This is a genomic window from Pseudarthrobacter cremeus (genome assembly GCF_051857465.1).
Classification (GTDB): domain Bacteria; phylum Actinomycetota; class Actinomycetes; order Actinomycetales; family Micrococcaceae; genus Arthrobacter.
This window is the reverse complement of record NZ_JBPZHC010000010.1, coordinates 52,082-71,326: the sequence shown is the minus strand read 5'-3', so window position 1 is coordinate 71,326 and position 19,245 is coordinate 52,082. Positions and strand designations below refer to the sequence as shown.

The following is a 19,245-nucleotide window of genomic DNA, read 5'->3' as shown; positions in this document are numbered from 1 at the left end:
TGTTTAGGGAGTTCTGTCCAAGAACCCGGCGCCGATGCTTTTGAGGAGCCGCGCTTCGATTGCCTGGGCAGGAGCAGGGCCGCCCAGGAGGTAGCCTTGGCCCATTTGGCATCCCAGGTTCTGGAGTGTCTGGAGTTGACCAGGCTCTTCGATGCCCTCTGCGATGACATCCAGGCCCAGTTTGTGGGCGAGGCCCACAATGCCTTCGAGAATGGCGGTGGAGGGGTGGCCGGCGTGCGTGAGGAAGGAGCGGTCGATCTTCAGGATGTCCGCGGGCAGCGTCGCCAGGGTGCTGAGGGATGAGAATCCCGTTCCGAAATCGTCGATGGCTATGCGTGCACCTGATTCCTTGAGCATGCACAGCGCGGCGATCCCGCCGTCGATGTCCGAGGCGAGGGCTGTCTCGGTGATTTCCAGGATCACCTTGTCTGCTTCGCTGGCCTTGTCGGTCAGGATGTCCTTGAGGACCAGGAGACTCCGGTGGCTTGAGAGCTGGTGGGCGGAGAGATTGACCGACACCCACAGGCTGCTGAACTCACTGAAAGTGGCCCGCCAGTTGGAGGCTTGGCGTGCCGCTGTTTCCAGAACCCAGGATCCGATGGCTGCTATCTCGCCTGTCTCTTCGGCGATCGGTATGAAATCTTTTGGTTTCAGGAGGCCCAGTGAGGGGTGTTGCCACCGGACCAGTGCCTCGAGGCCGACGATGGCGTTCGTCTGCAGGTCGATCACCGGCTGATAGTCAAGGCGAAGTTGCCCGTCGGCAGCCGCTGCCGCGATGCCGGCCTTAAGGGCTGCGCGGTGCGCCATCCGGTCGTAGTCGTCAGCATCGAAGAGCTGGTACCGGGCCTTGCCCCCGTGTTTGGCCACGTACATTGCGAAGTCGGCCTGCCGCAGGAGTTCCTGGGCGTCTGTGCCTCCGCGGTGTCCCTGGGCGACACCCATGCTGACACTGACGGTGGCTTTGTTATTCCGGATGAAAAATGGGGACTGCAGGGCGTCATGGATGCGTTCGGCCGTTTCCCTGCTTGTTTCCCCGTCCTCATCGAGCACAATGATCGCGAACTCGTCTCCGCCGAGGCGGGCGGCCAGGTCATGGCTCCGGACGCAGCCGGTCAGCCGGGTGGCGAGCTGAGCCAGAAGCTCATCGCCGCCCGCGTGGCCGAGGGAATCATTGACGGCTTTGAAGTTGTCTATATCAATGAACAGCAGAGCAAGCGTGTCCGCATTCTGCCCGAGCGTATGGGTCAGGGTTTCTGTCAGGACCGCACGGTTTGGCAGCCCCGTCAGCGTGTCATGGCCCGCCCGGTAGGTCAGGGCCGCGTGGCTGTCCTGGACCGAGGCGGCCATCGCATTAAAAGATTCGGCAAGTTCGCCGAGCTCGTCGTGACGGGCTATCCGGATCCGGTGGTTGTAGTCGCCGGATTGAAGCTTCAAAGCACCCTGACGGAGCTCCCTGATGGGTTTCATCAGGTCATTGAGCATCCGCCGGCCAAAGTACGCGGTGGTGGCCAGCGCCAGGCCGAAGTATGCCGCGCGGACGGAAATCAGCAGTTGCTCAAGCCCTGCGGCGTCGGTAAGACCCTCGTCCATTTTCTTAAGCGTCGACCGTTGAGTGACCGCAAGGAGTGCGCGGACCCCTGCGCTGGAATCGGCGAACTCTGCCGGGCCTCCTTCCGGGATGGCCCGGCGCTGCTGGACCTGGCTGTCCCACAGGTCATGGGCCTGCAGACTTTCCTGCCAGGCGTCCCTGGTTTTCCGGAGGTCCGCGGCGGTCTCCTGGCCGGGCGGGAGGACTGCGGCCAGATCATCGAACATGTCCGAGACGCTGGCCTGTTGTTCGAGGAACGCGGAAGTATCGGTCCGGGCCCCGGTCAGGAGACGAAGTCCGGCCTGTTGGTGGGCGTCCAGGGCCGAGCGCAGTTCCAGGAGCCGGTCCGCGTCCTGGTGGAGCCGGGTGGTTGTTGTCTGGACGTCGTTCATGAGCGTCCTGACGCCGATGATGGTGACCGCCGCCCCGATCAGGAGTGCCGCGAGCATCAGGACGAACGCCACCGTCCATTCGCGCCGGAGGCTTCGCTTCCGGCCGTCAGGTGCTTTTACCGCAGGAGCCGGGACCGGGAGCGTCCTGCCATCGCCGTCTGATGGTGCGTGGTTTTGTCTGGTCCGTTCGGGTCTGGTGTCGAAAAGGCAGCCCCTGACGAACCCTGCGCCCCCGGAGTCCTGCTCATCCAGGCGGTGGCCGATGGCACGCTTTGCGCGGCGTACGGCTGCTTCGCGGCTGTACGCTTGGCCGTGCGCCTGAACTGTGGCCTCCTGGCCGGCGGCGAAGTCGGCCAGGGTCCCGTACCGGATGATCGCTCCCGTGCCGGCAGGTGTCTGCGCGTCAGGATAAATGACACGGCCCTGGCCTGCATCAATCCCGTTTCGCGTGAGGTTATCCCCGGCTATGCGCAGGTGGTCACCAAGTGTCATTCCAGTAACCCAGATGTCATAGTCGCAGGCTAACAGGGGTGCTTGGCCGCTGTCTCTAAGCCTCGGCCTGCGTCCCTAACTCAGAGCCGGCAGTCACTTCGAAGCCGTCAGCCGGCGTCCCACCAGCACCGCCCCCAGTGCCAGCGCACAGCACACGGCCATGGACACCGCCATCGGGACCGCGCTGTGCTCCCCGGCCACGCCGGTCAGCGGTGACACGAGCCCGCCCACGAGGAACTGGAGCAGGCCCAGCACCGCGGACCCGGCGCCGGCCCGCCCGGGGACGCGTCCCTGGGCGAGTGCGGTGGTGTTGCCCATGACAAAGCTGACGCACAACTGCGTGAGGAACAGGTGCACCAGGGTGGTCCAGCCGGTGATCCCGGCCAGGATCAGGCCCAGGCCCGCCACGTTGACAGCGGCCATGACCACCACCGCCGTTCGCAGGATCACCGCGGGTTCCACCCGGTCCACGAGCCTGGTGTTGACCAGCGCGCCCACGATCATCCCGCCCGCGTTGACGGCGAAGATCACCGAGAAACCCAGTGCAGAGTAGCCAAGCACGTTCTGCACCACAAAGGACGACGCCGAGATGTAGGAGAACAGGGCCCCGAAGGTGAAGGCGAAGGTCAGCGCATAGGCCATGAACGACGGCGTGCGCAGCACCGACCAGGACGCACCCACCACGGCACTGACGCCGCCGCGGTGGCGCTTGTGCGGCGGCAGGGTTTCCGGGACCACAAGCACTGAGCTTGCCAGCATCAGGGCTCCGAAGCCGGTCAGCGCCCAGAACACCGCCTGCCACGGTGCCACGGTGGCGATCACCCCGCCCAGGAGCGGTGCCACCACCGGTGCGAGGGAGGTGATGGTGGCCAGCATCGAGTAGAGCTTGGCAGCCTGCCGCCCGGTGGCCATGTCCGAGACCGCGGCCCGGGCAATCACCACCCCCGCGGCCCCGGCCGCACCCTGGAGCGCGCGCAGTGCCAGGACCACCTCGATGCTGGGCGCGAGGGCGATGGCAACCGAGCTGAGCAGGAACAGGACGTTCCCGGCGACCATCAGCCGGTGGCGGCCCAATACATCGGAGATCGGTCCCAGCAGGAACTGGCCCACGGCCATGCCCACCATGTAGGCGGTCAGGGTGAGCTGGACCGCGGAGGCGGACGTCCGGAAGTACTCCACCATGTGCGGCATGGACGCCAGGTACATGTCCGTTGCCATGGGGCTGACAGCACTGAGGATCCCCAGCGCCGCCACCAGGATCATCCGGTCCTTGCTCCCCGTGAGGTTCAGGCGGGACCGGAAGCGGTCCTCGTGGTGGGGAGAGTCCATGGAGTTCCTTCGGCGCGTTAGGGTTGCCTGCTGATTCTAATATTCCGGATACGGGGGTCAGCCAACCCGCGCACCAGGGCCTCATAACGCTCCCGTGCTGCATCGTTCTTGGCTGATGTGTTGGTGCGAAACAGCCCGCGGCGCAGTTCGCTGCTGAAGTCGCGGGCGTCAACGCGCAGTACTTTCTCCAACAACCGTTGATGTTGGTGGGTGTCCAGGAGCCCAGCAAGATGTTCCCCGAAAAGATGAGCCAGAGTGATGTCGACCTTGAGATCGTTGGCGATCAGGGCATCAAGATCCTGCTCATACAGCCAGGCCGCATCGCCCTCACTGGTTTCAAGCCAAAAAAGCGCCGTTCCGATGTCCTGAGCGTCTTTGTAGTTGAAATTCTGAGATCTGTCAGCCAAGGCTTCCAACTTCAGGATGACGTAGTACCACGGTGCGACAACTTTGAGGTTCCCTACGCCGGGTAGGACGAACGCGTCTGCAGCCGCAAAGGCATCGGTGTAGCCCAGTACATTGATGAGGTGACCATCGCCTGGAACCTCGACAATACCCTTGTCCGTTTCCACCCCGCCGAAGGGGATGACATCAACCGGCACGCGCGCAATGTTGAAGCGAATCGCTGATTTTGTACTGGCCATACGCTTGTACACGGGGGTGAGTTGATTAAAGCCATCCCACGACAGCATGGCCAGTGCCACGTCAACGTCATGCGTTGTGCTGAGATCGCCGACAGGAAGATTGAAGCTCCGGTGGAGCAGGTTCCGGGCCTCGGCACCGACAATCATGAACTGGTCCGGAGTAATCGAGGTTTCCGCAATGAGTGATCCGATGACGCTGACGAGCGGCTCGAACATGACCGGGTCAGAGCCACTGAAGTTCAGGTTCCTTTTGTAAGTAAACATGCGCCACCTCCCGTTCCCTCGGATCGTCCGACGTGAGGAGATCTGCGTAAACAAGGAGTGGGGGCGCCACCCTAATGGCGTCTGCACCCCAGGGCGCCGCGTCATCCCAGAAGCGCCGCCGGATGCGGACATTGGGCTGTGGGCCCCGTCTCAGCCGGTTGTCCCGTATCAGGTCCGGCTGGATTTCGGACACGTAAAGCGTGGAAACTGAAGGGCTTATAAGGTCCGGGACGGCAGCGCCGCCGCTGGTCACTGCGTAGGGGGCCTGAAGGGCTGATGGAGGTGGCCCCTCCAGAAAGTCGAGTTCCAATGAAGGACGCAGCCTGGCAGGATACGAAGCCAGCCAAGCCGCCGCAACTTCGCGGCGGCCGCGGGGAGTCCAGTGCCGCCGGCTGTCAACATTGCCCTCCTGGAGCAGATGCTGCATGGTCCGTGCCACCAGTCCCACGGAAACTCCGGCGGTGGCCGCGATTTTCCGCATGGGCGCGTGGAGAAGTTCCGGCCATGCCAGGAGTGCGAACACCAGTTGGGCAGACTTTGGAGAGAGGATGTCCACGGGGCGGGGGTGCGTCCGTTCACGTGGTGAGCTACCGGATGGAGACACTGCGGACATGTTGATTCCGCGTTCCGCCGCGGAACCTCTGTCCAATTCAAGCACCACGTTCCCTGCATGAACGGTGAGCCGCCCCAGCAGGTCTCCGTGGTTGACGCCAAGCTCCCTCAGCCGGGCGGACGTTTTGGCGTTCAGGGCCCGCGCGAGGAGAAAGTCAGAGTCGGAATGCTGGAGGATTGAAAGCACATCCGCGACTGCCAGCTTGGTGGAGTCAACTTCGGCAATGTGCAGCAGGACCTCTGCGGTGCCCAGACCCAGCCTGGCCCGGTAGGTCGACAACGCGGGGGCTTGGTGCTGCGGTTCGGAAGCGCCTGTGAGTTCCCACCCACGCTGGCGGCATAACTTTTGAAATTCGGTAAAAACTGCGCTGGGAACCATGTTCAATATTGTAGTTTGTTCAATCAGATTGAACAACGAGTCCGGTTGAACGACGCTGGCTTACCTCTTGACGCCCGCAAATTTGAAGTTAACGTTGTTAATATGAAAATGGTCGAGGAGACCAAACGGCCTTACCGGATGGGCGCCCGTTCCGAGTCCGCCGCCGCAACCGGCGAGGCCATCCTGGATGCCGTCACCGAAATCTTCTGGGAACAGCCGTCGGACCAGATCCGGCTCGATGAAGTGGCTGCAAGGTCCGGAGTCACCGTCCAGACCGTGCTCCGCCGGTTCGGAAACAAGGAGAAGCTCTTCGCCGCCGCGGCTGAACGCCAGTCCAACCTGGTCCGCCAGGCCAGGGCGAAGGTGACACCCGGAGACGTCGCCGGGGCCGTTGCCAACCTGCTGGACCACTACGAGCTTATGGGCGTCCGCGTACTGAGGATGCTTGCCGAGGAAGAGCGACTGCCCGCGATCAAGGGTCTGGCGGACGAGGGCCGGCTCTTCCACCGTCAATGGTGCGAGCATGCGTTCGCGCCGTTTCTGCCCAGCCGCCGTGGCTCCGTCCGTACCCGGCGGACCGCCCAGTTGGTGACCATCTGCGATGTCGACACCTGGAAGCTGCTCCGCCTCGACAGTGGGCTCAGCCGCCGCCAGACCGAGCAGGCCCTCCTGGAGATGCTTGCTCCCTTCACAATGAATGCTCCTTCATAAAGGACGTGACCTGATGTCCACCATCCTCGCCTACACCTCGCCCGCCATCGGGCATCTCTTCCCCATGACCCCGGTGCTCCTGGAACTGCAGAACCGCGGTCATCAAGTGCACGTCCGCACCCTCGCCAGCAAGGTGGGGCTGATGCGGGACCTCGGATTCACGGCCGTTGCCCTGGATCCCCGCGTCGAGGCCATTTCCCATGACGACTATCTGGTCCGGGGCCCCAGGCGCGGCCTGGCAGCCGCGGCCCAGACCTTCGCCGCCCGCGGCCGGTTCGACGCCCCCGCGTTCAAGGCAGCAGTGGATGACGTCCGGCCGGATGCTGCACTGGTGGACATCAACGCCTGGGGCGCCTGCTTCGCTGCCGAAGCGTGGGGCGGGCCGTGGGCGTCCTTCTCGCCGTACATCCCCGTGCTTCATTCGCCCGGTACGCCGCCGTTCGGTCCCGGTGTGCCTCCGCTGGGCGGTGTCGCCGGCCGAGTCCGGGACGCGGCGCTCCGCAGGCTGGTCCTGGGCGCGGTGGAGGGGGCACTGACGCCAGGCATCAACGCGTTGCGGGCAGACGTGGGGCTACCGCCCGTTGCATCCGCCGAGGAATTCCTGCGCAAGGCGCCGCTGATGCTGGTGACCACCGCCAAACCGTTCGAATACGCCGCCACGGACTGGGGACCCGGCGTCGTCATGATCGGCGCCTCCGCGTGGGATCCGCCGCAGAAGAACGAGGACTGGCTGGACGCCATCCGGCAGCCCATCCTCCTGGTCACCACATCCTCCGAGTTCCAGGGCGACGGCGTGCTGGTCCGGACGGCGCTTGAGGCCTTCCGCGATGAACCGGTGCACGTGGTGGCCACCATGCCCGCAGGCGTTGCTGCGGGCATGGACATTCCGGCGAACGCCACCGTGAAGGCCTTCCTTCCGCACAACGCCGTCCTGGACCGCGCCGCGGTGGCCCTCACCCACGGCGGGATGGGAGCGACCCAGAAGGCCCTCGCCCACGGGGTTCCGGTGTGCGTGGTCCCGTTCGGCCGTGACCAGCTGGAGGTGGCCCGCCGGGTGCAGGTCAGCGGCTCGGGCACCCGTCTGCCGCGCCGGAGGCTCTCTCCAGCACGGCTCCGCAAATCCGTTGCGGCGGCGATGGCCATGCGGACGGGAGCCGGGCGGGTGGCCGAAGGCTTCAGGGCGGCCGGCGGAGCTGTGGCTGCCGCCGACGCCATTGAATCGCACCTGTTGTCCGCATCAGCCGGCCCGGTGCGCTAGGCCGCTGGGATTGGGCACCCGCTACCCATTGACCAGTGCGGACACGCTGGCCACCATTGAGCCATGGCTACCGCAGCAGCCGCTGCCAACCAAGCCCGGGCGTCAGGACCGCGCAGGCTCCGCTTGGTGCGCATCCTGGCCTGGGTGATGGTGGCAGGAGCTGCGATCGGACTCTTCGGCCTTGCCGACCTCATGACGTTGCCGGGCTGGGTGGACCAGCAGTATGAATGGTCTGTTCCGATTGAGGCGAGCTGGGGCAGCCTGTTCACCTTCGTCGTCGCCGGTTCCTTTGCCAGCATCGGCCTGAAGCCGGACCGGCCCTGGCCCGGGGTTGTCCTGCTGTCCATCGCCATCGGGGCACTAGTGCTCGGTTCGATCTTCGGTCTGGACGGCAGGCCGGTGCCCGTGGCCGCACTGCTGGCCGCCGCACTTGCCCTGCTCCTGGTGCTTGGCGGGAAATACTTCGAACCCTTCCCGAGAGCCTGGGACCTGAGCTGGCAGTACCTGCTGATGGCCGTTGCGGGCGTTCCGCTTTGGCTGCTTTACGCCTCTCACGCCGTCGACATGTCCCGGCTGCACCCGCAGGCCGGCCACCTGACGTGGGACATTGAACACTGGCCGGTCCAAGGCGCCACCGGCATCGCCCTGGGCTTGAGTGCACTGGCCCTGACGTTCTGGGCCGCCGGGCGCCCACTCATGCGGGTGGCCACCAGCGTCTCCTCCGCCTATATTGGCGCGGCCATGCTCGCGTACCCGGAGCGGGCCGGTGCAATGGATGGGCCGATGTGGGGTGTTGCCATGGTTCTCTGGGGGACGGTGCTGGCTCTCCTGAAAATTCCGGCCGGATCCGGGGAAACCGGGAATTCGCCGACGGACACGGCCTGAGTGATTTGTCACAGGTGTGGCGTACCGCTACCGTGGCTTCTGATCACATGGGGGATCACTGCTACCAACGGAGGCCGCTGTGGCTCTCATTGACTATGCCCTGGCGCTCTGCGCGCTGCTTGGCACTTTGCTCATTCCGTTCGCCGCCATGTACCAGGTGCTGCGGCTCAAGCGGCGGGCAGTGCGGGTGCCCGCTACGAGGAGTAACCAAAGCTGACATGCCGTACGTCGATATCAACCCACACAAGGGCCGTCCCAAGTGGCAGGCCTACGCCGTGCTCGCCGTCCTTTTGCTCCTGACCGCCGGCGTTGTGGTGGCCGCCCTGACCCGGATCTGACCCCGCCGTTCCGCCAAGCACCTAGACTTGCAGTTCAGTAAGTGCCGCAGAACCGTTGCCGACGTCCGGGGGGACAGACATGCCAGATCCGGCGGATAAGAACGCACGCGCCATTGCAGACGATGCAGGGCACCCGCCCGCGCCCCTCCGACGCCGCGACCTTCGCCGCGCCGACGGGCCGCTGACGGATGCCCGGACAGGAACCATGCCAGCCGTATCTCCCGACCTTTCCGAAACGCCCGACGGCGGTACACCGGTTCCGCGCCGCAGCTCCTGGGCGGAAGCAGCGGCCGCCGCTGACCAGGCCGGCACACAGGCTTTCGTTCCCGCCCCCACCCGCCGGCCTGCCAGGCCGCCGGTGACACCCCAGCCGCTGGGCGGCACCATCGCTGCCGGGCCGACGGCGGAGGTGCCGGAGGCACGTCAGCCAGCCGACCCGACCCAGCCGGCCGACGCGGTGCCCGCCACCTCCACAACAGCGGACGACGGCGTGGAAGCCGCGCCGCCGTCGTCGTCCGTTCCAGGGGAAACACCGGCGTTCCGGCGGGTCCGGCCCACCGCTGCCGACGTCATCGCCGACAGCCCCATGCCTGACTTCATCAGCTCGCCGGGACTGTTCGTCCGGGAACAGAAGCCACGGCCGGTGGGCGGGGTCCGCGGCGCCATTTACACCATGACGGGCGGGGCCTGGAACATGGGGCCGGGCGCCAGGCAGCGCGACGAGGACGAGCTGGCCCGGCGCATCGCCCGCCAGCTGCAGGGCAGCTATAACACCGCGGTGCTGAGCCTCAAGGGCGGCATCGGCAAGACCTCCACCACGGTGGGCGTGGGCCTGACCCTGGCCGAATTCCGCGGCGACGCGCCGTGTGCCATCGACGCGAACCCGGACTCCGGCGACCTCGTGGAACGTGCCCTGGGTGAGGGGATCTACCAGCAGTCCAGCCCGCGCACCATCACGGACCTGCTCAACAACATCGAATCCATCGACTCCCTCACGGCGCTGGCCCGGTACATGCACCACGCCGGCCGGCTGCACCTGATCGCAGGGGAGCAGGACCCGGAGGTCTCGGACTCGCTCACCGCTGCCGAGTACCTGCGGATCCGCAAGCTGATCTCCAACTACTACTCCGTGGCCCTGACCGACTGCGGCACCGGCGTGACGCACAACGCCATGAGCGGGATCCTGCAGTCGGCCGACAACCTGGTGATCGCCGCCGGGTACGCCGTCTCAGGTGCCAAGCGGGCCCGCAGCACCCTGCACTGGCTGGCCAGCCACGGGTACGAGGACCTGGCCCGGAACGCGATCGTGGTCATCACGGACAAGGACGAGGTTTCCTCCCGCGTGGACAAGGACGCGATCGAGGAACACCTCGCCGGGATCTGCCGCCAGCTCATCGCCGTCCCGCACGACCGCGGCGTGGCCGACGGCGACCTGGTCACCCTGGACGTTCTGAAGCCGGAAACGCGGCGGGCCTACAAGGAGATTGCGGCGGCGATTGTGGACGGGTACCGCTAAAGGGACTGGGTGCCCAGGTGGTCTGAGAGCCGCATCGCGGGCCGGGGGCTGTCGTAAAGGGCGTGGCCGCCGCCCACATCACCGTGGACGGAAGACTCTGTGTGCTCAGCGCACTGGACGTGGGCAGTCAGTGAGCCGCCGGCGTCGTCCTTCAGGTAGTGGGTCACTTGGTTGGTGTTCCTGCCACACGTGACGCAATAGGTGAGGTGCTGTTTTGTCCACATGGATGAATAATACGCATTTCCATGTTTCGGGGAAGTAAGTTCGCGGGAAATTGTGGGTCTCCGCAATCCGCAGGGACTGCCGCAGGGGTACATCCAGGGTAGGGCCGGCGCGGGGCAACGGCGGTATGCTCAGTACATTCTGGTGGGGTCCGGAATGGGGTTGGTGAGGGAAGAGGAAGGCCTTGGCCACAACCTTCATGAAGCGTTGCCTGAGGGCGGCAGTGCCGGCGGTCCTGGTGTGCCTCGGTGCCGCAGGCTGTGACCCGGCGAGTCCGTCCGCGGACGGCGCAGGAGGCGGCGGACCCTCGGTGCATTTCACCGCGGCGGGGGATATTGGGCTCGGTACTGCCGCCGGGAACGTGCTCGACAAAATCGCCGAGCTGAAACCTGACCTCAATCTTGCCGTAGGGGACCTCTCCTACCAGGCAGGCTCCGAGGGGGCATTCTGCGGCATGGTCACCGCAAAGCTCGGCGAGGAGTTTCCCTACGAACTGATTGCCGGGAACCACGAGAGCGACGGCAGTGACGGGGACATCAGCAAGTTTGCCCGGTGCCTGCCCAACAAGCTTCCGGGGCTTCAGGGTGAGTACGGCAAACAGTGGTACGTGGACGTTCCCCAGGACCGGCCCCTGGTGCGGTTCATCCTGATCTCGCCGGGCCTGACCTTCCAGGACGGGGTGCAGCTTGACTACTCCAAGGGCAGCGAACGCCTGGCCTGGACCGAAGCCGCCGTCGACGGCGCCCGTGAGGCGAAGATCCCCTGGACCGTAGTGGGCATGCACAAACTGTGCTTCAGCATGGGCCGGTATGACTGCGACGTGGGCGAGGCCCTGACCAACATGCTCATCAGCAAAAACGTCGACCTCGTGGTCACCGGCCACCAGCACGCCTACCAAAGGACCCACCAGCTCCGGGTGGGTGACCGCTGCAGCTATATCTGGGCAGGGACGTTCAACCGGAACTGCGTGGCCGACACCGGCAACACCCATGCCCAGGGAAATGGCACCGTCTTCGTCACGGCCGGGACTGGGGGCTACGGCTTGCACGGCGTCAACGGCAACGACACCGAAGCCGGGTACTTCAAAACCTGGGCCGGGGCCAACAACGGCGGGGCATTTGGAGTCCTGGATGTCACGCTCAACAGGCAACGGATGGACGCGAAATACGTGCCGGCCCAGGGGTCCGGGTTTACCGACTCCTTTGTCATCCAACGCTGAGGAACGTTTTACCCAGGCTGGCTGGGCGTGGCGTGGAGCCACTGATGGAACGTCTGGCGTCCGACGGCGGCAGCCGGCCCCGGGAGCAGGTAACCCTTGCGCATCGCCTTGCCTACGGGCCCCGGGACCGGGACCTGCACCACCAGCTTCCGCTTGCCGGTGTTGCGGACGTAGGCACGGGCCAGGTTTGCCAGCAGCTCCTTGCCCGGGCCGCCCAGGTCAGTCAGGCGTCCGCGCGGTCGCGCCTCCGCCGCGTCCACCAGGGCCTCCGCGACCTCGGCGGCCGCCACCGGCTGCAGCAGCATGCGCGGAACCATGGCCAGCGGACCGGCCGACGTATAACCGAGCGTCATCGGCACGAACTCGTGGAACTGTGTTGACCGCAGGATGGTCCAGGGCACGTCCCCGTGGATGACGGCTTCCTCCTGCGCGCGCTTTCCGGCGTAGATGCTCGAAGGCGCCTTCTCGATGCCCACGGTGGAGAGCAGCACGTGATGCGTCACGCCGGCTTTCTTCTCCGCGGCCAGAAGGTTCTGGGTGCCGGTGGTGAAAAAGTCCACGTTCTTTTTGGTGGACAACTCCCGGATGCCGGACACATCCATGGCCACGTCCACGTTCTGGAGGGCTTCGTACAGGCCCTTGCCCTTGACCAGGTCCACGCCCTCGGCGCGCGACAGGCTGACCACCTCGTGGCCGCGTTCCCTGGCAATCCGGACCACATGGCGGCCCACCGTTCCTGTTCCCCCTGCGACAGCGATCTTCATACTTCGAAGTTTATGCCGGGTCAGGGTTCCGCAGGGAGGCATGGCGGGTCCCCGTGAGGATTTCCGCTATGACGCTGACCAGCGGCTTTCCGCTGGCCCTGGACCGGAGCAGCATTTCCTCAAGGGCGCGGTCCGGACTGAAACCGTATTGCTGCATCAGGACCCCTTGTGCCCGGCCGGCGTCGTCCCGGCGGTGCAGGGCAGCCCCCAGAATCTCCGAAAAGCGGCGCGGAGCCTCGGAGCCCTGAACGTTGTCCAGCAATGTTGATGCGGCAACGGCGAATTTCTCCAGGGTCCGGGCGGTGGCGGCGTCGAACGCTGCGGGCCGGGGTGAGTAGATTTTTAGTGACCCCAGGCACCTGGTGCCGACCGTGAGCGGCGTACTGACTACCGAGCGGACGGACAAACTGCTGACGGTCCGGGACCACAGCGGCCACCTGTCATCTTGGCCCGCGTCCCGGACCAGTACGGTGCGCCGCGTGGACCACGCCGTCAGGCAAGGGCCTTGGCGGAGTCCATACTGCGCTGCGTCGGCTTCCAGGACCACGGCATCCGTGGCACCCACGCTGGTCCCGCCGTCGTGTTCGTCCCCGCCTTCATCGTCCAGCAACGACACTCCGGCACCTGAACCAGGCGGGAGGGCGTCGCGGATCCCCTCGGTAAGCTGCCCGACTGCACGGTGAGCCTTTTCCCTGGTCAGGAGGAGGCCGTTGATGCGGGCAACAGTGAAGGTTAATTCGTTGAGCGGGAGACGCGGGGGCATGGGAGCAGACCTTCGGCATCAGGACACGGGTGTCCTGGTGGTTGCCCCCTGCTTGGGCCGGGAACGGGAAACTGCAGCCGCTCCGCAACCAGCATACCGAGAGATCAGGCGGCGATAAGAGTTGCCGCAGCCACCGGGTTCGCCCGCGGGGCGAGGACACTGACGTTGCACCGCTTCTGCTGGGGATCGATCTTGGACGGCAGGTGGTGGTTCCGGGAGCAGTCCTGCAACTGCTCCAGGGCTTCGTCATCGACCCAGGCGCTGCTGATGTCCAGTTCGAGGGTGAGCCCCTGCTTCAGTGAGTTGGCGCGTTTGACCACTACATAAAGGGCCTGGACGCTGTGTACGGTGATGTGGCCTTTGGCGACAACCTGGGCACGTGCGTGGTCAAGATCCACGCGGACAAGAATGTTGAGCTTCGAGTTCATGAGGTAAAGCCTTCCCCGGCATCGGCTGCGACGCTGCAGCCCTTGCATGTGGCCCGTTTGCATGAGCCTCGTCCAGAGTAGGCACCCCATGTGAGCTACGCAACACTACTGGCGGGTAGGTTACGGAAGGTGTGTCACGCCATCGTCGTCGGGGGAGTGAACAATGGAGGCATGTCACGAGGTAATCTGCGCATCTTCCCGGGAGCCGCGCCGGGAGAGGGGAAGACGCTGGCCCTGCTCGACGAGGGCCGCCGGCTCGCTGCCGGGGGCGCCGACGTGGTGGTCGGCGCTGCTGACGTGGGGCCGGAGGCCGGGCAAGGGGGCGGGACCGGGGCCGGCAGCGGGGACGTTGGTGGCGGCCTGGAATGGTGCCCGCCTCCTGGCGCCGTACGGGGAACCGGGCCGGCGCTCGACGTCGACGCGCTGCTCAGCCGCTCGCCCGGCGTCGTCCTGGTGGACGACCTCGCCGCAAGCGACGCCGGCGTTCCCCGCTGGCAGCAGATCGAGAGGCTGCTCGACGCCGGAATCGACGTCGTCTCCACCCTGGACGTCCGCAGCCTGGCGTCCCGGCCCGAACCGCGGGCCCTGCCCAACAGCAGCGGGCCGCGGAACACCAGCGGGGCCGTCCGCGAGCGGGTGGTCGTGGGGATCAGCGGAAAACCCGACGACGAGGCCTTGATCCGCCGCGGCGCGCAGGTGCTGGCCGCTGCCGCGGGCGGGGAGCTGCACGTGGTCCACGTCCGCACCGCCGGCGCCCGGGCCGTCCCCTCGGGCAAGGAACTGGATCAGCTGCGGACGGTGACGGCCGGCGTCGGCGGTGTCTTCCACGCCATCGGCGGGGAGGACATTCCGACGGCGCTGCTCCGGTTTGCGCGGAGCGTCACCGCCAGCCAGCTCGTCCTGGGGACGTCCCGGCCGCTTCGGGGCGGCCGGCTTCGGTTCCTGCAGCTGGCGGCGGGCCTGCCCGGCAGGGGCGGGACCGTGGCCGCCGTCGTCCGGAACGCCGGCAACCTCGATGTGCACCTCGTGGCGCAGAAGGCAGGCACTGCGGAACGCACCCGGCCCCGCCCCGGCCTGGGCCAGGCAACTGCCCGCCTTCGTCCTCGCCGTGGGGCTGCCGCCGGCCCTGCAGTTCGTCCTGGAACAGCTGCCGCACGACCAGCTGTCCACCGACATGCTGGTCCAGCTGACCGGCGTCATCGCCGTTGCACTGCTCGGCGGGCTCTGGCCGGCGCTGGTGGCCGCCGTCCTGGCCGGGCTGACCGTTAACTACTTCAGCGTCCGCCCCGTGGGATCGCTGACCGTGATCGACCCCGAACACGTCCTGGCCCTCCTGATTTTCGTGCTCGTGGGAGTGGCCGTCTCGCTGGTGGTGGACCGGTCCGCCCGGCTCAGCAAGGAAGCGTGGCGGGCCGGCAACGAAGCGTCCGTCCTGGGTGAACTGAGCCGCCGGGCCGTCGCCGAAGGCAACAGCATCCCGGCCTTCCTGGACCAGGTCCGCGAACATTTCCAGGTGTCCGGAGCAGGGCTGTGGGTAAGGCAGCAGGCAGGGGAGCGCGCCGGGGGCCCGGCCAGGCGCCCGGAGGCCTGGACGCTCCGGGAATACTCGGGTGCTCCGCGGCCGCAGGTGCCTGACCAGACAGACACTGCCGAGCAGCTGGACGGGGACAGGATGCTGACCCTCACGGGCCGGGAACTGTCCCAGGACGAACGGCGGCTGCTGGCAGCATTCGGCGCGCACCTGCTGGCCATGATCCAGCGCGAGGAACTCTCCGCGAGCCAGCGCGAAAACCTCCGCCTGGCCGAAGGAAACAAGATGCGGACCTCCATCCTGCGGGCAGTCTCCCACGACCTCCGCACCCCGCTCGCCGGCATCAAACTCGCCGCCAGCAGCCTGCGGGACCGGACCATCCGCTTCAGCCCGGCCGAGGAAGAGGAACTGCTCGCCACCATTGAATCCGGGGCCGACCGGCTGGACCGGCTGGTCAGCAACCTCCTGGACATGTCCCGGATCACCGCAGACGCCGTATCGCCCCTGATCCGCCCGGTCCACTGGGCCGACGCCGTGGGCGAGGCCCTGCGCGGCCTGGACTCCGACCGGCTGCGGCTGCTCCTGCCGGACAACATGCCGCCGGTGGACGCCGACCCCGGGATGCTCGAACGGGTGATCGCCAACCTCGTGGAAAACGCCCTGAAGTATGCGCCCGACTCGGACGTGGTGATCTCCGGCTCGGTGGGCGGCGCCGGCAGTGCAACAATTGGGGACACCCCTGCCAGCGAACTCACCGTGGTGGATCACGGCAGGGGCATCCCCGCCGAAGATGTCCTGGCAATGTTCAGGCCCTTCCAACGGGCTGACGACACCAACCCGGGCACCGGAATCGGGCTGGGCCTGGCCGTGGCCAAAGGCTTCACCGAGGCGATGGGCGGGGTCCTGCTGGCCGAGCCCACCCCGGGCGGGGGACTGACCATGGTGGTGCGCCTGCCGCTCTCGACCGGCGCGGCCCCGGCACGCAGGCTTGAACCGGGCAGTCGCACTGAACCAGGCAGTCGCATTGAACCAGGCAAGGGAGGGACGGCATGGCGGCAGTACTGATCGTTGATGACGAGGTCCCCCTCCTCCGCGCCCTGCAGATCAACCTGCAGGCCCGCGGTTACTCAACGCTGACCGCCTTCACCGGCCACGGGGCGCTGGAGCAGGCAGCCGCGCACCAGGCCGACGTCGTCATCCTGGACCTCGGGCTTCCGGACCTCGACGGGGTGGAAGTCATCCGCCGGCTGCGGCGCTGGAGCGACGTGCCCATCGTGGTCCTGTCCGCCCGGCACGGATCGGACGACAAGATCCAGGCCCTGGACGCCGGCGCGGACGATTACGTGACCAAACCGTTCGGCATGGATGAGCTCCTGGCGAGGCTGCGCGCGGCGCTGCGGCGGGGGACCTCAGCCGACGTCCCCATCGTGGAAACCGAGCACTTCACCGTTGACCTCGCGGCGAAGCGGGTCACCCGCGACGGCGAGCCTGTCCGGCTGACCCCCACTGAATGGAAGATCCTGGAGTTGCTGGCCAGGAACCGCGGCGCCCTGGTCACCCACGACGAACTGCTCAACCAGGTCTGGGGGCCGGCGTACGCGGGCGAGACCAACTACCTGCGGGTCTACCTGGCCCAGCTGCGGCGGAAACTGGAAACCGACCCCGCCAACCCGCGCCACCTGCTCACCGAACAGGGCCTCGGCTACCGCTTCCAGGAGTGAGGCCGCCGGCCCTGGTGAGGCGCCGCCGTCGGGGGTTAAACGGGGTGTTAGACGAGGCGTTAAGAAAGCATTAAGATCCCCGGAATCCCGGGGTTTTGCGCCCTGGTCCGGTGCTAGGCTCCGTTGGTTATAGGCGGAACACTGCTCCCAGCGCGGGCTGCACGTGCCCGCTCCCGGCAGCAAAGAAGGACACGTCCTTGACGGCTTCAGCCCAGTTCTCCATCCCCGCCACCGTGCCCAACCCGGAACAGGAACCCAAGCCCGGTAACGCACTGGTCAGGTGGCTGCTGGAGCACAAGGTCCACCACCCGGCCGGTCCCGAGACGTCCGAAGACCACGTCCACCAGCAGAGCTGGTGGAAGGTCATGTGCCTGACCGGCGTGGACTACTTCTCCACCCTGTCCTACCTGCCCGGAATCGCCGCGCTCGCCGCCGGAGCGCTCTCGCCGCTGGCCACCCTGCTGATCGTGGCCCTGACGCTGGTGGGCATGCTGCCGATGTACCGGCGCGTGGCCGTGGAAAGCCCGCATGGCCAGGGCTCGGTGGCGATGCTCGAGCGCCTCCTGCCGTTCTGGCGGGGCAAGATTTTCGTCCTGATCCTGCTCGGCTTTGTGGCCACGTCCTGGATTGTCACCATCACGCTGTCCGCCGCGGATGCCACCGTGCACCTGCTCGAAAACCCCTACCTGCCGCCCTTCCTGGAGGGCCAGGCGGTGCCCATCACCGTGGTGCTGCTCCTGATCCTGTGCGGTGTGTTCCTCCTGGGCTTCTCCGAAGCCGTGGCCGTCGCCATCCCCCTGGTGGCGGTGTTCCTCCTGCTCAACGCGGTGATCATCGGCGTCGGAATGTACGACGCCGTCACCCGGCCCGGTGCCCTGACTGACTGGACTGCGGCGCTCACCTCCGCCGGAGGCGGAATCGGAGGCGTTGTAGGCCCCGCGCTGGTGGCCTTCCCCCTGCTGGTCCTGGGGCTGTCCGGCTTCGAAACCGGCGTCAGCATGATGCCGCTCGTGGCGTCCAAGGGCGCCACGCCGGAGGAGAAGCTGGCCAGCAGGGTGAAGAACACCCGCAAGCTCCTGACCGTGGCCGCCCTCATCATGAGCGTTTACCTGATCGGCAGCAGCTTCGTCACCACCGTCCTCATCCCCGCCGAGGCCTTCCAGTCGGGCGGGGAAGCCAACGGCCGCGCCCTGGCGTACCTGGCCCACGAACTCCTTGGCAACGGCTTCGGCTCGGCGTACGACGTCAGCAGCATCCTGATCCTCTGGTTCGCCGGGGCCTCGGCAATGGCCGGCCTGATCAACATTGTGCCGCGCTACCTGCCCTCCTACGGCATGGCCCCCGACTGGTCCCGCGCGGTCCGTCCCGTGGTCCTGGTGTACACGGCCATCAGCATCCTCATCACCCTCGGCTTCAAGGCCGACGTCAATGCCCAGGCCGGCGCCTACGCCACCGGGATCCTCGCCATGATGGTCTCCGGCGCGGTGGCCGTCACCATCTCGGCGATCCGCCGGAAACAGCGGCCGGCCGCCGTCGGGTTCACCGTCCTGACCCTGGTGATGCTCTACGCCCTGGCGGCGAATGTGATTGCCAAGCCGGACGGCATCACCATCTCCGGATTCTTCATCCTGGGCATCGTGGCCGTGTCCCTCGTCTCGCGGATCAGCCGCACCACCGAACTGCGCGTGGACACTATCAAGTTCGACGACAACGCCCGCCGCTTCATCAGCGACACCCTGGAATTCGATGGCCGGATCAACCTCATCGCCAACAGGCCGCAGAAGAGGGACGCCGCGGAATACGCCAACAAGGAAGCCACCCAGCGGGAGAACAATCCCGTTCCCGGCACCGCGGACGTCATCTTCCTCGAAATCGACATCACCGACCCCTCAGGCTTCAGCGAAATCCTCGAGGTGCGCGGGATCGAGGTGGACGGCCACCGGGTCCTGCGGGCGGACAGCCCGGCAGCACCCAACGCGATCGCCGCCATCCTGCTGGCCCTCCGGGACGCCACCGGGGTCCGGCCGCACGCCTACTTCGAGTGGGCTGAGGGAAATCCGCTCGCGCACCTGATGCGCTACCTGCTGCTGGGACGCGGCGACACAGCACCCGTGGTCCGTGAAATCATCCGCGAGAACGAGCCTGACCCTGACCTCAGGCCGGGGGTCCACGTCGGATGAGCGCCGTCG

General features: G+C 66.5%; 17 protein-coding genes and 1 pseudogene. 10 read left to right on the top strand and 8 right to left on the bottom strand.

Features of this window, described 5'->3' with window-relative positions; genetic code table 11:
* Window positions 1-3 precede the first annotated feature (3 nt).
* From ACS5PJ_RS17440 to ACS5PJ_RS17425, 4 genes are all read right to left on the bottom strand, one after another.
* Window positions 4-2,472 carry a putative bifunctional diguanylate cyclase/phosphodiesterase gene (locus ACS5PJ_RS17440; protein ID WP_439436124.1) on the bottom strand — a complete coding sequence of 823 codons (2,469 nt, stop codon included), beginning with the start codon at window positions 2,470-2,472 and terminating at the stop codon, window positions 4-6.
* Between the two features lie 93 nt (window positions 2,473-2,565).
* Window positions 2,566-3,801: a multidrug effflux MFS transporter gene (locus ACS5PJ_RS17435; protein WP_439436123.1), complete on the bottom strand. Its 1,236-nt coding sequence runs from the start codon at window positions 3,799-3,801 to the stop codon at window positions 2,566-2,568.
* 17 nt (window positions 3,802-3,818) lie between these two features.
* Complete coding sequence (locus ACS5PJ_RS17430) at window positions 3,819-4,709, bottom strand: hypothetical protein (protein ID WP_439436122.1); 891 nt, start codon at window positions 4,707-4,709, stop codon at window positions 3,819-3,821.
* A complete protein-coding gene (locus ACS5PJ_RS17425; protein WP_439436121.1) occupies window positions 4,669-5,700 on the bottom strand; it encodes a type IV toxin-antitoxin system AbiEi family antitoxin in 1,032 nt (343 codons plus the stop codon). The genes ACS5PJ_RS17430 and ACS5PJ_RS17425 overlap by 41 nt, the downstream gene beginning before the upstream one ends.
* A 102-nt stretch (window positions 5,701-5,802) precedes the next feature.
* On the opposite strand from ACS5PJ_RS17425, the gene ACS5PJ_RS17420 reads away from it, so the two are divergent.
* The 5 genes from ACS5PJ_RS17420 (at window position 5,803) to ACS5PJ_RS17400 (ending at window position 10,408) form a co-directional block, all read left to right on the top strand.
* Window positions 5,803-6,411, top strand: coding sequence for a TetR/AcrR family transcriptional regulator (locus ACS5PJ_RS17420; protein WP_439436120.1), 609 nt, complete (start codon window positions 5,803-5,805; stop codon window positions 6,409-6,411).
* A gap of 13 nt (window positions 6,412-6,424) precedes the next feature.
* A complete protein-coding gene (locus tag ACS5PJ_RS17415) occupies window positions 6,425-7,669 on the top strand; it encodes a glycosyltransferase (protein WP_439436119.1) in 1,245 nt (414 codons plus the stop codon).
* A gap of 63 nt (window positions 7,670-7,732) precedes the next feature.
* Entirely contained in the window at window positions 7,733-8,554 is an 822-nt protein-coding gene (locus ACS5PJ_RS17410) for a hypothetical protein (protein WP_439436118.1), read from the top strand.
* A gap of 79 nt (window positions 8,555-8,633) precedes the next feature.
* Window positions 8,634-8,771 (top strand): hypothetical protein, encoded by a 138-nt coding sequence (locus tag ACS5PJ_RS17405; RefSeq protein ID WP_439436117.1) that lies wholly within the window; start codon window positions 8,634-8,636, stop codon window positions 8,769-8,771.
* Between the two features lie 200 nt (window positions 8,772-8,971).
* A complete protein-coding gene (locus ACS5PJ_RS17400) occupies window positions 8,972-10,408 on the top strand; it encodes a MinD/ParA family ATP-binding protein (protein ID WP_439436116.1) in 1,437 nt (478 codons plus the stop codon).
* On the opposite strand, the gene ACS5PJ_RS17395 is transcribed toward ACS5PJ_RS17400, so the two are convergent.
* Window positions 10,405-10,575: a hypothetical protein gene (locus ACS5PJ_RS17395; RefSeq protein ID WP_439436115.1), complete on the bottom strand. Its 171-nt coding sequence runs from the start codon at window positions 10,573-10,575 to the stop codon at window positions 10,405-10,407. The two genes, ACS5PJ_RS17400 and ACS5PJ_RS17395, sit on opposite strands and share 4 nt — an antisense overlap.
* 239 nt (window positions 10,576-10,814) lie before the next feature.
* On the opposite strand from ACS5PJ_RS17395, the gene ACS5PJ_RS17390 reads away from it, so the two are divergent.
* Complete coding sequence (locus ACS5PJ_RS17390) at window positions 10,815-11,849, top strand: metallophosphoesterase (RefSeq protein WP_439436114.1); 1,035 nt, start codon at window positions 10,815-10,817, stop codon at window positions 11,847-11,849.
* An 8-nt stretch (window positions 11,850-11,857) separates the two neighbouring features.
* Here ACS5PJ_RS17390 and ACS5PJ_RS17385 read toward each other — a convergent pair whose 3' ends face one another.
* The 3 genes from ACS5PJ_RS17385 to ACS5PJ_RS17375 form a co-directional block, all read right to left on the bottom strand.
* On the bottom strand, window positions 11,858-12,613 hold the full coding sequence (locus ACS5PJ_RS17385; RefSeq protein WP_439436113.1) for an SDR family oxidoreductase: 756 nt from the start codon (window positions 12,611-12,613) through the stop codon (window positions 11,858-11,860).
* 10 nt (window positions 12,614-12,623) lie between these two features.
* Entirely contained in the window at window positions 12,624-13,376 is a 753-nt protein-coding gene (locus ACS5PJ_RS17380; RefSeq protein ID WP_439436112.1) for a GAF domain-containing protein, read from the bottom strand.
* Window positions 13,377-13,480: 104 nt separating this feature from the next.
* A complete protein-coding gene (locus tag ACS5PJ_RS17375) occupies window positions 13,481-13,804 on the bottom strand; it encodes a hypothetical protein (RefSeq protein ID WP_439436111.1) in 324 nt (107 codons plus the stop codon).
* Window positions 13,805-13,975: 171 nt separating this feature from the next.
* Between ACS5PJ_RS17375 and ACS5PJ_RS17370 the strand changes: the two are divergent.
* The 4 genes and pseudogenes from ACS5PJ_RS17370 to ACS5PJ_RS17355 form a co-directional block, all read left to right on the top strand.
* Window positions 13,976-14,749, top strand: a pseudogene (locus ACS5PJ_RS17370) (universal stress protein); the annotation flags it as partial.
* 163 nt (window positions 14,750-14,912) lie between these two features.
* The gene (locus ACS5PJ_RS17365; RefSeq protein WP_500690907.1) at window positions 14,913-16,400 is read left to right on the top strand and encodes a sensor histidine kinase; all 1,488 of its coding nucleotides are present in this window, start codon (window positions 14,913-14,915) and stop codon (window positions 16,398-16,400) included.
* A complete protein-coding gene (locus ACS5PJ_RS17360; protein WP_439436109.1) occupies window positions 16,385-17,056 on the top strand; it encodes a response regulator in 672 nt (223 codons plus the stop codon). The genes ACS5PJ_RS17365 and ACS5PJ_RS17360 overlap by 16 nt, the downstream gene beginning before the upstream one ends.
* A gap of 197 nt (window positions 17,057-17,253) precedes the next feature.
* The gene (locus ACS5PJ_RS17355) at window positions 17,254-19,236 is read left to right on the top strand and encodes an APC family permease (RefSeq protein ID WP_439436108.1); all 1,983 of its coding nucleotides are present in this window, start codon (window positions 17,254-17,256) and stop codon (window positions 19,234-19,236) included.
* Window positions 19,237-19,245 lie beyond the last annotated feature (9 nt).

Bases quoted from the DNA above. Each gene is read 5' to 3' on its own strand.
- ACS5PJ_RS17440 (WP_439436124.1), bottom strand. From the start codon at position 2,472: ATGACACTTGGTGACCACCTGCGCATAGCCGGGGATAACCTCACGCGA.
- ACS5PJ_RS17435 (WP_439436123.1), bottom strand. From the start codon at position 3,801: ATGGACTCTCCCCACCACGAGGACCGCTTCCGGTCCCGCCTGAACCTC.
- ACS5PJ_RS17430 (WP_439436122.1), bottom strand. From the start codon at position 4,709: ATGTTTACTTACAAAAGGAACCTGAACTTCAGTGGCTCTGACCCGGTC.
- ACS5PJ_RS17425 (WP_439436121.1), bottom strand. From the start codon at position 5,700: ATGGTTCCCAGCGCAGTTTTTACCGAATTTCAAAAGTTATGCCGCCAG.
- ACS5PJ_RS17420 (WP_439436120.1), top strand. From the start codon at position 5,803: ATGAAAATGGTCGAGGAGACCAAACGGCCTTACCGGATGGGCGCCCGT.
- ACS5PJ_RS17415 (WP_439436119.1), top strand. From the start codon at position 6,425: ATGTCCACCATCCTCGCCTACACCTCGCCCGCCATCGGGCATCTCTTC.
- ACS5PJ_RS17410 (WP_439436118.1), top strand. From the start codon at position 7,733: ATGGCTACCGCAGCAGCCGCTGCCAACCAAGCCCGGGCGTCAGGACCG.
- ACS5PJ_RS17400 (WP_439436116.1), top strand. From the start codon at position 8,972: ATGCCAGATCCGGCGGATAAGAACGCACGCGCCATTGCAGACGATGCA.
- ACS5PJ_RS17385 (WP_439436113.1), bottom strand. From the start codon at position 12,613: ATGAAGATCGCTGTCGCAGGGGGAACAGGAACGGTGGGCCGCCATGTG.
- ACS5PJ_RS17380 (WP_439436112.1), bottom strand. From the start codon at position 13,376: ATGCCCCCGCGTCTCCCGCTCAACGAATTAACCTTCACTGTTGCCCGC.
- ACS5PJ_RS17375 (WP_439436111.1), bottom strand. From the start codon at position 13,804: ATGAACTCGAAGCTCAACATTCTTGTCCGCGTGGATCTTGACCACGCA.
- ACS5PJ_RS17360 (WP_439436109.1), top strand. From the start codon at position 16,385: ATGGCGGCAGTACTGATCGTTGATGACGAGGTCCCCCTCCTCCGCGCC.